Annotated in this window: 8 protein-coding genes; 4 read left to right on the top strand and 4 right to left on the bottom strand. The window is 31.0% G+C overall.

All coding sequences use genetic code 11. The features are described 5' to 3' along the window. Window positions 1-29 precede the first annotated feature (29 nt). Window positions 30-2,429, bottom strand: a complete 2,400-nt coding sequence (locus JOC47_RS02990; protein WP_204700491.1) for a bifunctional diguanylate cyclase/phosphodiesterase — start codon at window positions 2,427-2,429, stop codon at window positions 30-32. Between the two features lie 221 nt (window positions 2,430-2,650). Between JOC47_RS02990 and JOC47_RS02985 the strand changes: the two genes are divergently transcribed. Beyond that, window positions 2,651-3,886, top strand: coding sequence for an EAL domain-containing protein (locus JOC47_RS02985; protein ID WP_204700490.1), 1,236 nt, complete (start codon window positions 2,651-2,653; stop codon window positions 3,884-3,886). Between the two features lie 83 nt (window positions 3,887-3,969). Here the strand turns inward: JOC47_RS02985 and JOC47_RS02980 are convergent, their stop codons facing one another. From JOC47_RS02980 to JOC47_RS02970, 3 genes are all read right to left on the bottom strand, one after another. Further along, entirely contained in the window at window positions 3,970-5,682 is a 1,713-nt protein-coding gene (locus JOC47_RS02980; protein ID WP_204700489.1) for a SulP family inorganic anion transporter, read from the bottom strand. 122 nt (window positions 5,683-5,804) lie between these two features. Next, the gene (locus JOC47_RS02975) at window positions 5,805-7,394 is read right to left on the bottom strand and encodes an HD domain-containing phosphohydrolase (RefSeq protein WP_204700488.1); all 1,590 of its coding nucleotides are present in this window, start codon (window positions 7,392-7,394) and stop codon (window positions 5,805-5,807) included. A 168-nt stretch (window positions 7,395-7,562) separates the two neighbouring features. After that, window positions 7,563-8,750 (bottom strand): M24 family metallopeptidase, encoded by a 1,188-nt coding sequence (locus JOC47_RS02970; RefSeq protein WP_204700487.1) that lies wholly within the window; start codon window positions 8,748-8,750, stop codon window positions 7,563-7,565. 214 nt (window positions 8,751-8,964) lie between these two features. On the opposite strand from JOC47_RS02970, the gene JOC47_RS02965 reads away from it, so the two are divergent. From JOC47_RS02965 to JOC47_RS02955, 3 genes are all read left to right on the top strand, one after another. Then, a complete protein-coding gene (locus JOC47_RS02965) occupies window positions 8,965-10,278 on the top strand; it encodes a glucose-1-phosphate adenylyltransferase (RefSeq protein WP_204700486.1) in 1,314 nt (437 codons plus the stop codon). A 441-nt stretch (window positions 10,279-10,719) separates the two neighbouring features. After that, the gene (locus tag JOC47_RS02960; protein WP_204700485.1) at window positions 10,720-13,350 is read left to right on the top strand and encodes a PKD domain-containing protein; all 2,631 of its coding nucleotides are present in this window, start codon (window positions 10,720-10,722) and stop codon (window positions 13,348-13,350) included. A gap of 12 nt (window positions 13,351-13,362) precedes the next feature. Then, on the top strand, window positions 13,363-14,154 hold the full coding sequence (locus tag JOC47_RS02955) for a leucine-rich repeat domain-containing protein (RefSeq protein WP_338035305.1): 792 nt from the start codon (window positions 13,363-13,365) through the stop codon (window positions 14,152-14,154). Window positions 14,155-14,184: the final 30 nt, after the last annotated feature.

The following is a 14,184-nucleotide window of genomic DNA, read 5'->3' as shown; positions in this document are numbered from 1 at the left end:
TTATTTAACGACGATATATTCAAGTAACTTTAAATTTCTTGAATCAAATTTTCTTGAAGCAATTTTTTTATTTTGTTATTAGCAAGCGGCTTGCTAAACAAATAACCTTGAATATAATCACAATTCATTTCCGCTAAATTGATATACTGTTCTTTCGTTTCCACTCCCTCTGCCACAACTGGTAAATCAATACTATGAAAGAGTTTAATTAAATTAGCAATTGTTTTTAGATTTTGACCTTCTAAAAACCTATCAATAATAAACTTATCCAGTTTTACTTTATCAAAAGAAATATAAGCCAAATAGCTAAAAGAAGAATATCCTGTCCCAAAATCATCTAATGCTAACTGCACACCAAGTTGTGATAATTGATTCAAAAACTCAATTGCTTCTGCTTCTTTTTCAATTAAAACACTCTCTGTAATTTCTATTTCTAACAATTCCGGGTTTACATTATTCTTATTTAATTCTTCAACTAAAAAGTCAATGTATTCTTTATCATTTAACTGCTGCACTGAAAAATTAATCGATATTTTAATTTCATTATCCTCATGAATAGCCAATTGTTCAATTGCTTCTTTAGTCACCCACCTGCCAATTTCAATGATTAATCCACTCTCTTCTGCTACTGGGATGAACTCACCTGGTGAAATATTATCTTCTTTTAATCTAATTAGTGCTTCAAAATATTTCGCTTGTCCATCAGTTAAATCAACTTGCGGCTGATATTTTAATTTGAACTTATCATTATTAAGGGCATTTCTCAATTTATCTTCTATTTCTTTCTTCTTTTTCATTTTATTCTTCATATTTTGATTATAATAAAGGTAATCTTTATCATCCATTTTTTTAGCTTCATACATTGCTGTATCAGCATTTGTAATTAATTGATACGTAGTAGTAGAATCTTGAGGGTAACGAGTAATCCCCAAGCTAAAACCAATATGAACCTCTTTGTCATTAATTCTAAATGGCTCTTCTATAATTTCTTTTAATTTTTTAATATATTCTTTAATTTTTAAATCTGAAGTAATCTCTTTGAGTAAAATCAAGAATTCATCACCACCATATCTAGCAACAAAAACATTCTTATTTGCAATGTCCATAAGGGTATGACTAATTCTTTTGAGTAATTTATCACCATAAATATGACCTAAAGTATCATTAACATCTTTAAAATCATCAAGGTCTAGTAACATTATGATTCCTGCTTTGTTTTTCTTTAACTCTATTTCAAGTTCACGTATAAATTTTCGTCTATTAGGTAATTCAGTTAACGGGTCATGATCAGCTTGAAACTTTAAAGTTTGATTTAAATTAGTAATTTCTCGATTATAAGCTTCCAGTTGTTGATACGCAGCATGAATTTCTTCTATCATATAATTAAAGTTGCTAGCTAATTTACCAATTTCATCTTCTCTTATATTTTCTACTTTGCTATTAAAATCACCTTGAGCTACTTCAACAATAGAATTTATTAGCTTATTAATCGGAGTTAATAAATATTTTTTATTTATTAAATAAAATAAAATTCCTAAAACAATTAATACCAATAAGCTAATTCCCAAAATCATTAATTGTAATTGGTCTTTTACTGCAAAAGCTTCTTCAACTTCCATTTGAGCAAAAATAATACCATTAAGTCTTTTAATTGATACATAAGAAGCTAATTTTTTATCATTAACGCTATCTTTATATTTTATAAATCCTTTTCCTTTTTTTAATATTTGATTATAATTCATTACTTGGTCAATGTTATATTTATTTTTAATAAATTCAGCATTAGGATGAGCAATTACCTCTCCTTTTTCATTTGTAATATAAGCATATCCCGTTTCACCAATTTTTTTATCAGCTATTGTACGACTTAAATCATTTAATAATATATCGCCAGCCAAAACTCCAATAAATTCTCCATTATCATTTTTAATTGGTATCGCTACAGTAATCATTAAGTAATTCTCATTGGCATCTAAATAAGAATCTGTCCAAATTAATTCATTCTGTTCAATAGCCTTCTGATACCATACTCTATCTTGCGGAATATAATCAGACCCTAATTTAACTTGGGGATGCATAATCATTTGACCTGATTTTTTAGCTACATAAATATATTTAAAATGTTTATATTCCTTTTTTATTTTTTTTAATACTTCTAAAATAGACTGGTCATTTCCTGTTTTAATTTTTTCTAATTCAGATGTAACATTAATTATATTTTCGGTTTGATCTAAAAAATCATTAACGTTGTCCTGTAAAGCAGTAGCTATTTCTAAGTTTTTTTCTTTAACCTGTTTAGTAATTTCTTTTGAAACTAAATTATTAATAAAAAAACTTAACAATAAAATAAAAATAATCAAAATAAGAATTATACTCCAATTAACTTTAAACAATAAGCTTTTATACCATTTAACTTTATTTTTTTTCATTTATTCTCCCCCCCCTCTTTATAAATTAATTCTATTTTACAGCAAAGAATCCTTTTATGTTTCGACAATTTTCTTAGTTTGTCAGCAATTTAACTTGTAAAATAGCATATTATATGCTATAGTTGACATATAGTTAACATATAATTTGCTTATATTGCTTTTTATAATTAAATCCAATAATATATACTGATGAGTTTCTTATAGACTAGGAGGGCATATCTATGAATTTGAATTATAACTTTATAAAAAAACTAATTCATCAAGAAAATAATAAATTAGTTGCTACTTTTAAAAATTATACATTATATACTGCTCTGCAACCTATTTTTAGTTTGGCCCACAAACGGGTGATTGGCTATGAGGGACTAGTCAGAGTTAAGGATCAAAATAATAATTGGATTAGTCCAGCAAAGCTATTTAACTTAGATTTTAATCAACCTGATATTATTTTATTGGATAGATTATGCCGCTATATACACACTCATAACTTCAAAAAACTAGAGCCAAAAAATAAGTGGCTATTTTTAAATGTTCATCCTGAGATTATAAACAACGGTTCAAATTACGGATCCTTTTTTAAAAATCTACTATCGGAAACTAAATTAGAGCCAGAAGAAATAGTGATTGAAGTAGTTGAAAAATCAATCTCTGATACAGAACGATTAGCCAAAAAAATAAACTATTATAAAGATCTGGGCTGCTTAATTGCTATTGATGATTTCGGAACTGGAATGTCTAATTTTGATCGTGTGTGGAGCCTAAATCCTGATATCATTAAATTAGACCAATCATTACTCTTCAATGCTATTAATGAAGAACAAAGAGAAATACTATTACCAAAAGTCATTTCATTACTCCGCCAAGCAGGTTCATTAGTTTTAATTGAAGGTGTGGAAAATAAATCACAAGTTCTGAAAGCATTAGATAGTGGAAGTGACTTTGTTCAAGGATATTATTTTGCTAAACCAAAAACTAATTTTTCTAAATTAAACAAACCACAGGTACAATTTGAAAAGTTACTGCAAGAACATAAAAAATATGTTCAAAAAAAGAAAAAAGCCAATAATGAATTTTATAATCGCTATCATGATCCCATTAAAAAAGTCATAAAAAAACTCAAAAATGGTCAGAAACTAGCTAAATCTTTAGAAAAATTATTAGAAGATGAAAAGGTAGCAAGAGCTTATCTATTAAGCAAAGAAGGAATTCAAATTGGAGATGTAGTTTCGAAACACGAATTGGGACAAAAGGATAAACAGTATAAACCTCTAAAAGATGCTGAAAATGCTGATTGGTCGCGTAAAAAATATCTCAAACAAGCAGTTCAGTCTCCAAATCAATTACAGATTACTGAACCATATTTTTCTATCAATGGTGGACATATGTGTATTACTCTTTCTATTATGTTTGAAACTGAATTTGGGCCCAGAATATTATGTTGTGACCTAATTGATTAACTAAAGATTATCTTAGAAAGACTTAAAAAGTAAATCCAGGCTTGTAATTAACAGCCTGGATCAATAATTCCAACAGTAATATTTTATTGTTCTTCTGTTTTTTTATTTGCTTCCTCACCATTAGTAGCTTCCACAGCTTCACGAGTAGAATCAAGCAATTCATCACCTGAACGGAATATTTTCTCATCCCCTAAGTCAGATACTATCCCATATCTTTTTAAAACTTCGTAATTATCTTCATTAACACCAGAAAAAGTTACTTCCCCATCACCAGTTTTAACCTTCACAATAAACTTTTCTAACTCTTTAACAACAGTTATATCAATCTGTTCAATATGACGCAGTCGAATCACAAAATTTTCTCCAGCACTATAAACTTTATTTAATTTATCTTTTAAATCTTCGGCAGTACTAAAATGTAGATCTCCACTCAAATTAAGCACTATACATTCATGTTTATCATTTATTTCGGCTAACTCATTGAGTTCTTCTCGTTTTACTGCTTCTGATTCTTCATCATAGCGAATGGGCTCTACATTAGCTTTTTTACTCTCTTTAAGCACTACTATCAATGAAGCTAAAACCCCGAAATAAATTGCATAATCTAAACTCGGCATCACTATCGCTGCCCCAAAAGTAATTAGAAAAATTAAAGCATCTACCTTGGTAGTAGTAATTGTTCTTTTAATTTCTTCAATGTCTATTATTCTTATAGCTACCACGATCACCAACGCAGATAAACCAACAATCGGTACATATTTAACAAAGGGACTAAATAATATCACAAATAACATAATAGTAGCAGCTACAAAAAATTGCGATAACCTTGTTTTGGCCCCTGCTTGATAATTAGCAAAAGAATTAGTAAAAGAAGGTGCTGAAGCAAAACAACTAAAAAATGAAGAGGTAACATTAATTATTCCCTGACTAATAAATTCTCGATTAACCTCTCGCTCCTGCTCACTTTTATGCCCTAAAGATTTTAAGACTGCTACTGTTTGAATTAATCCTAATAAAGCCACAGATAATGATTCGCTAGCTAAACTCCGAATTAATTTTATATCAAAGAAAAATAAATTAATATTAAATAAAGAATTCGGTAAAGTTCCCACAGTATTTAAAGTATTTTCTAAATTGAAAACATACACTGCTATAGTAGAAATAACTAAAGCTAATAAATAACTCGGTAACTCTGATTTTATTTTATCTAATATTAAAATCATTGCTACTGTAAAAAATCCCAAAGATAAGGTTAATGTATTAATACCATCCAAATTAGTAAGTACTGTATAAACCTCAGTGAAAAAATTAATTCCTCCATCTAATGATAATCCTAAAAAGTTCTGCAGCTGTCCTGATCCAATTAATAATGCTGCTCCTGTGCTAAGACCAATTATGACTGGATGAGATACATAAGTAACTAAATCTCCTAATTTAAATACCCCTAATAAAAATTGAAATAATCCGACTAAAAACGTTAGTAAAAATATCACACTTAAATAATTTTCATTGGAGATTGAACTTAAATTACTAGCAATTGCCATTGCTAACATATTAGTTGGTCCTACTACTACATATCTTGTTTTACTAACAAGGGTAGCAATAATCATGGACATAATTGAAGTATAAATTCCATAAATAGGACTAACTCCTACTATTAAAGCATAAGCCATATTCTGTGGCAGAGCAATAGCAGCTACTGAAAGACCAGCCATTAAATCTTTGCTTAAAAATTTCAGTTTGTATTCCTGTAATAATTTTATAAAATTATTGTCTGTTGAGGAATTATTATCCATTTTACTCCTCCTAAAATATATTTTCTTTAGTTTAATATATCATATTAACTCGTTTAATCAAACAATAAATAAAAAAACCCTAAGGTTCCACATTAAAATTGGAATCTTAGGGTTTTTTAAGTTTATATTTCATTTTTGATTTTCAAAAATGCTTCTACTACTTCAGGAGCAAATTGAGTTCCTTTATTATCTTTAATTTCTTTTAAAGCTTTTTCTCTTGATAAAGCATCACGATATGATCTATTTGAAGTCATTGCATCCCAAGCATCTGCAACACTTAAAACTTGAGAAAGCAATGGGATATCTTCACCACTCAGTCCATCTGGATACCCGCTACCGTCCCAATTTTCATGATGATGTAAAACATAATTCTCAATATTATTTAAAGAACTCTTTTTTAGAGCCTTATAACCCCAAACTGGATGTTTTTTAATTGTAGAGTATTCCTCATCTGTCAAATTACCAGCTTTGTTTAATATATCTAATGGTACTAATAATTTACCAATATCATGAACCATTCCAGCCCAGTAAACCAAATCTTTCTCTTCTGCGCTTAAATTTAGTTCTTCAGCAATATCTACAGCAGTAAAAGCTACATTTTCTGAATGTCCACTTGTATACTCATCATAAACCTCTAAAATACCTACAATTGAAGTAATTAACTTCTTGGTAAATTTACTATATAAAATATTATAGTCTTCTACCTTAAAAAAAGTATTGGATAAGCTATAAAAAGACTTAAATATTCTCTGTGAATCTTCACTGAATGAAGTTTGATTACCTTTAGCTATATCAATACTAATTCCAGCCTTCTTTTGACCATCAATTTCTAAATCAAAAGTAATAATTTCTTTAGTTTCTTTAGTTGCTCGTGAAAATTTAGCGAAAGTTTCTTGGTCCATCACTTGTCTATCTTGAGCTCTTAACTTTTTCATATTAAATACTTGAATCGGTTGATCATTGTAAAACACATCAGCTGGAATTTCTAACTCCTTTAATTGCTCTACATCATGACCAATACACTCAATAAATTTAACTTTTTCTCCTTCATACATATAAACACTACCATAGTCGGCTTCAGGCAAAATTTCTACTGCTGTATATAATAAATTACTAAGGTACTTTTCTTCATCATAATAATCTGCTAAATTCAAATCAGATACTAAATTTATCATTTTATCAAAGCGACTATTGAGTTGATTAACTTCTTCTATTTTAGTTGATAGAGCATCATTCATAGCAGTTATTAATTCGCTGTATGCTTCTAGTTGTTGATAACTAGCATTTAATTCTTCTTTCTTTTCTTCTAATTTTTTTATACGCTTTTTTCTATCTGTAATATCATCAAATAAGGTAATAAACTTTCCAGACTCAGGCGAAGTAACTGTAATCTCAAAATAAGCACCTAGAGGTTCAAAATAATCTTCGAATTTTTTAGTTTCCCCAGTTTCCGCTACTTCAACATATCTCTCAAGGTAAGGCGGTTTATCACTTTGATAAATTTCAGAACCTAAACTACCTTTAGCCTGCTCAACCGAAATATTTAACTTTTCTTCATAAGCAGGATTAGCATCAACTATTTTATAGTCTACAGCTTGACCATCTTTATAAATTACTTCATGTAGACAAACACCTTGATCTATACTATTATAAATTGACTCTAGTATTTTATTCCTCCTTTTGAAATCATTTTCACTATCCCCCACAATCATTTGATTCCTCCTTTCTTCCTACTTAATCCTCATATCAAATGAATTACTATATTTAATGAATTACTATATTTAAAAAATAATTTCTAATACGTACAATAATTATAATTATGTTATCAATTTTCAAGCTATATAGCAACTTTTTTCGACAAATATTGCCTGTAATATTTTTTATACTATAATTAATTCTTCATCAGCAGTAGTCAATTTCTTTGGCTTTTTTTCAGTAACTACATAATCGTTTTCAATTCCAATAACTCCAATGTCCGGAATTACTAATTTGGGCTCCAAAGCTATTGTCATACCTGCTTTTAATTTGAAATCTAAGCCAGATGCTAAAAATGGAAATTCATTTAACTCTACTCCTATTCCATGACCGACAAATTTTTCTCTATGATTAGCACTGCCTAAATAATAATCAATTACCCCCAATTCCTTAGCTAATTCAATCCCTTGCTGATAGATATCATCGCAACTATACTCAGGAGTTAAATACTGACTTAATTGTTTCTCCAAATAACGCATTTTATCGTATAATTCTTGTATATAATCGCTAGCACTTCCTGCAATAGCCATTCGTGTCTGATCAGCAATATATCCATTATGAGTAGCCATATAGTCTAAAATAATAGGATTAGCTAATCCTATTTTCTGCTTTGAAGCCCCAATTCCTGCGCTGGGATCAACCCCTGCTCCAGCACAAATAGCATCAATATTTATATCTGAAATAGCCTGTTTTCCTGCCGTACAAATTCCCATAGGTATTTCATTATTTAACCCCCGCATTCTAATAAAACCAGCATGTCCTTTTTCCCGCAGGCCTTGCTCTATAATCGCTGATAATTCTAATTCACTCATCTCACTTGTTAAATGTTCTTTAACTAAATTAGGTACTACTGCTAATTTTTCAGCAGCTTCTCTAAGCATTTCTATTTCAAAATCTGATTTAATCATTCTTACTTGTCGAATCAAAGTAGTAATATTACTTACTTTATCAACATCAAATATTTCCTGCAGTTTAACTGTAGTTTTATAAGGCAAAACATCTAATTCTAATCCTAATCTTGAAGGTGAATTACCCCCTTCTTTTTTAATTAATCTAGGTAACTCCGAAGGGCTTTGTACAGTAGTAATTTTTTCTAAAGGAGTTTCGTTTTGAACCCGTTTATTATTATCAGAAACAAACAATACTGCATCACCTTGACTAGGAACATATAAATATTCTCCTTGCACAGTACCTGTAAAATAGAATAGGTCAGCATTTTGAATAATTAGTGCTGCCCCTATGTCTTTAGCTCTTAATTTATGCTGTAGTTTTGATATTCTTCTCTTTAATTCTTTTTGAGATTGAATTTTCATGAATGTTTTCCTCCCTTATTTGATAATATTATACATTATTTAAATTAAAATTAAAACTTAATTAATTTTATAACTAATTTTAAAGTATTATTTAATATTATCGACAGTAAACTAGAAAATAATAATTTATTTGATATAAAACTCATATTAGGCAGGAGAATAACAATTATTACAGAATAATGTAATTAAGAAAATATTAAAAGGGGGTTTTTAGATGAAAAATACTTTAGCTTTGATTTTAGCAGGAGGACGAGGGACTAGATTAGATATTTTATCTAAGCACAGAGCAAAGCCTAGTGTTCCTTTTGCAGGAAAATTTAGATTAATCGATTTTGCGCTTAGTAACTGCGTTAACTCCGATATTTATAACGTAGGAATTATCACTCAATATCTACCCTTATCACTTAACAAACACATTGGTATCGGTAAACCATGGGATTTAGACAGAAAAAGAGGTGGCGCTACTATTTTACAACCTTTTACCGGTAAACCAAAAGCAGGCGGTTGGTATACTGGTACTGCTCATGCCGTTTATAAAAACATTAATTTCATCCGCCGTCATAATCCCGACCAAGTAATTATTCTATCAGGCGATCATGTTTATGAAATGGACTATGGTAAAATGATTGAATACCACAGAGAAAAAGATGCTAAATTGACTATAGCAGCTCAACCAGTAGATTATGAAGAAGCGAGTAGATTTGGTATTTTGGACCATAATGAAGAAATGAACATTACAGATTTCGTAGAAAAGCCAGAAGATCCTCCAAGTAATTTAGCTTCAATGGGTATTTATGTTTTCGAAACTGAAACACTATTAAAAGCATTAAGGGCAAATTGTGATGAAGAAAGTTCGGACTTTGGACATCATATTATTCCACCAATTATTGATAATGGCGAAGCTTTTGCTTATGAATTTAACGGTTATTGGAAGGATGTTGGTACTTTAGAAGCATTCTGGAAAACTAATTTAGAATTAATAGAACCTCTACCAGAGTTAAATTTACATGATGAAGACTGGAAATTACACACAAGAAGTGAGGAAAGATCACCAGTTAAATTTGGTAATTCGGGTAAAGCAGCAAGAAGTTTAGTGTCTAATGGAGCAATTATTGATGGACATGTTGAAAATTCAATTATTAGCCCTGGAGTCCATGTTGAACAAGGAGCAATTGTGAGAGATTCTATTGTCTTTAATGACACTACAATTAAAAGCAATACTATTGTAGATAAATCAATTATTGATAAAGAAGTAGAAATTGGTCAAAATTGCAAAATTGGTCACGGCGATGATTTAACTCCTAACTTAGAAAAGCCAGAACTAATTTCCAATGGACTAAATATAATTGCTAAACGAGCTACAGTTCCTGATGATACTACTATCACTCGTAACTGCCGTATTTTCTCTTATGTTGAGGAAGACAACTTTGAAGAAGAATTTATACCTAGTGGTAGTACTATCACTTCAGATAGCGGAATGCAGGTAGTAGATGGAGATGAAGATACAGTGAAGGATTTAAATAATTAATTAGTCAAGTCTTTACTATCATCAATTACAATTATTAACCTACTCCTGGTCAATGCAGGAGTAGGTTTTTTTATTTTATAATAACTATTTTCTCTATTCCAAAAATATTTGCCGCAGTTAAAACTTCAATCTAAAGGTAAAATTAAAGTTTCTGCTACTTTCAAAAAAAGACAAATCTCTTTCCCTATAAGGCTGAAGTTGTAGAAATTGATATAGGAATCACAGACCTGCTTTTTGCAGTGCGATTCTTTTAAGGTAGACCTTGAACCTGGGAAACCACCTCTAAATCTATGATTTAGGAATGAAAGTTCACTGATTGGTTAATTATTTCAAGGTATTATAGTGTAAAGAGAATAAAATCATGGTATAATTAAACTAGTTAGTAAAAAATTCGTTCATTTACAAGTCTTTAATAATCCAAGTAGAGAAGAGGCGAATCTTATGTTTAGAAAAAGGGTCTTTTCATTTTGGAGTTCAGCGCTTGTTATTTTGCTATTGCTCTTTTTAGGTGGCTGCAGCGGTGGTTCTGGTAGTAGTAATAGCCTTTACAATCTAAGTGGGACAGTCGAGGATGAGAATGGAATAGGGATTGAAGGAGTTTATATATCCTACAGCGGCTCTGATGCCACTGGAAGTACAGAGACTTTAAGTGATGGTAGTTGGAAGCTTAGTGCTCTAAAGGATAGTGTAACTATAACTCCTAGAAAAGAGGGGTACACTTTTGACCCAATTAACCGCTATATTTCTTCTGCTGCAGATGATGTTGATTTTCGGGCAGAAGAAATAGTGATTGAGAAAACAGAGCTTAAAACTGAAACTTTAGAGGTGTCTAATCAATCTCAAACAGTAGAGTATGCTAATGAGATTAAAGTAACTGTTCCAGGAGGAATGTTATCTACAGAGGCAGAATTAATTATTTCTTCTTTAGATAGTTATCCTACTCTTCCAGAGAATAACGGTGTGATAGCACTTTTTGATGTTGAGATAGCTGAGATGGATGAGTTTTCTAAGACAATAGAAATTGAATTTGCTTATAATCCATCGGATATCCCTGAAGGAGAATCTGCAGATAATGTACTCAAAGCTATTCACTGGAATAAAAATAAATATGTATGGGAAGCAAAGCCGATTACAGTGGATGAAGAAAGAGCAAAAGCTACTTTATATACTGACACCTTAAGTCCGGTAGGAGTATTTATGGATTCTGATCTAACAGTTAAAAATTCTCAACATTTTCGCTTGATATATGATAAAAAGATGTTTGTTGATCCTACAGAATGGAATTCTCAAGTAGAGATGGCAGATAAACTATTGCATCATTTAGAAGAATATTATAATGTATATACAGATGATAATAGTTTTAATATCCCACCTCCGCACTGGTTTCAAGATGGCAGGATACTGGTTCGACTTGATGAAGACTATGTTGAAAGTGAATGGAGTTGGAAGACTGGTGCCATATTTATGACTAGTTATAATAGTAGAGACGAATTAAAAGAGGAGACAGCTCATGAACTATTTCATGCTGTACAGGCTAGTTATTATACTACAACTGTTGAAATGCTTTTTGTAGGTAGAAGATGGTGGATGGAGGCAACAGCTGATTATGCTGCTAATATTATAGCAGGTGCAGGCAGTTTAGAGCCTATCAAGAGTGATTATTTTATTAAACCAATCTCGATGCAAAATGGAGAGCATGAGTATCAGACTGCTCATTTGGTAGATTATATTGTAAAAAAAGGTGGAATTGATTTTATTGAAATGTGGGAAGCTATAACTAATAATCCCAAAATTCAAGTAACAGAGAGTCTAGATGATTATCTCTATTTGGCTACTAAAGAAGCACTGCCCCATTATTATCATAATTTTGTCCGTCATATGTTCTTCAGTGATAGCGCAGCCTTAAAGGATTCTCCTGCTGATTTGGGAGTTTCCAGTAATCTTTTGGCTGAAGCAAATAGTGTAGAAAAGACCTTTAATATTCTAGAAGATGGTACCGCTTCGCTGTGGGTGGTTGATGTAGGAATGGATGATAAAAAAGAGAGTCGTTATTTAGAATTTGCATTAGACCACGATCTATCTTTGAGTGTTTATGCCGATGTCTACATTTCAGATGGAGGGCGTTTGGGTTCAGCAACACCAATACCAGATGCTAGCCTAAAGTATAGTGATGATAAGGTCTTGTTAGAAGTTCCTAAAAACAAGCTTGTCTATATTTTAGCAACTAATACCGGAGAAAATATTTCCACTTTTAATTTAACAATCAGAGACCGTGACCCTAAACTATCTATCGCACCAGAATCTTTAACTGGTGAATATGGAGAAGACTATACTTTTAATTTTAAAGCAGAGAATCTGGGAGAAGAGATTGAGAATTTAAAGTTTAGTTGGGACTTTGGGGATGGGATAGTTGATGAGAGCAGTAATTTAAGTCAAGGTGAAACAGAAGTCGCGGTTCAAAATGGTACTGCAGAAATAAATGTTAGTCATAAATATTTAGCAGAAGGTGACTTTAGTATAGATTTAAAAGTATTTGATCAGTCAGGAAAGGAACTGGAGCAGGCTGAAGCTGTAGTAAAAATTGATTTAGAGCAAGAAGTTGTAATTACAGGGGCTCGACAGTTCGTCTGGGAACTTAGAGATGGAGCTACTGAGACGGAGCATGATTTTGAGGCAGTAGTTCAACCCCGCGATACTGGTGAATATGAGTTTGAGTGGAACTTTGGAGATGGAATTACATTTAGCGAGACAGGTGAAAGTTCTAATGTAAGTCATCTGTATACAGATTTAAAGGATGGTGACTTTTTTACTGTAACAGTAACTCTTTATAGTTTAGCTGGAGAAAAGTTAGCAGAAGATTCTATCTCAATTGAAGTAATAGAAGAGCAGGCAGAAATAGTAGAGTTCATTGACCCTAATTTAGAAACTGCAGTTCGAGAAGAGTTAAATATTCCAAGTAGAGAGATGACAGCTGCTGATTTAGAAGAGTTAACTAATCTTTGGGCAGTTAAGGAAGAAATTTATAATTTAACAGGACTAGAATTTGCAGTAAATCTAAAATCTTTAATCTAGGACAAAAATTCGATTAGCGATCTGAGTCCTCTTGCTTCGCTAACTGATTTAGAATCAGTTTATTTAAGTGAAAATGAGATTATTAATATACAACCTCTGTTAAATTTAACTAAATTGAGAAATCTTGACCTTGAAGAAAATCAGATTACTGATGTTGCCACTTTATTCTTCGATCTGACAGAGCTAGAAAAGTTAAGACTTGACAATAATCGGATCCGCTCTATTAGTGGAGTAGCTGAAGAAAGTAAGCTGAAAAAGCTTTTCTTACATGATAATAATTTAAGTAGCTTAGATTTAAGAGGTTTTCCTAATGTTTGGGATGTGAGTTTAGAGAATAATGAATTATCTACTATCAATTTAGATGGTTTCTCTGGTGCATTGATTATTTCAGCTTACAATAACAATCTGACTAGCACTGCCGGATTTAAACTATCACAAAAAATTCATCTGGGTAAACTATCTTTAGCTGAGAATAAAATTTCTAATATAGAGGGATTAAGAGATTTAGAAAATTTAGAGATAATAGACCTTAGAAATAATCTGGTTTCTGATATTACAGGGCTCTCTAATCTGCCGAGCTTAGAAACATTATCACTGTATTACAATAGATTAACAAATATTGATGTATTATTGAAATTTGATCAATTGGAGACTGTATATTTATACGGAAATCCAGATTTAATTACCAATGATGATAAAACCTATGATGAAACTTTTTATCCTCGTTCACAAGCCCGAGAAGTTATTGAGACTCTTAAATCGCGTGGGGTAATGGTTTCTTTTGAGATAGTAAATCCTTATTAATAGTAGAGTTCAATACCCAGTAAGGAAAAA

The sequence above is a fragment of the Halanaerobacter jeridensis genome (assembly GCF_016908315.1).
GTDB classification, from domain to species: domain Bacteria; phylum Bacillota; class Halanaerobiia; order Halobacteroidales; family Halobacteroidaceae; genus Halanaerobacter; species Halanaerobacter jeridensis.
The sequence above is the reverse complement of the archived record's forward strand: the minus strand, read 5'-3'. Positions and strand labels throughout refer to the sequence as shown.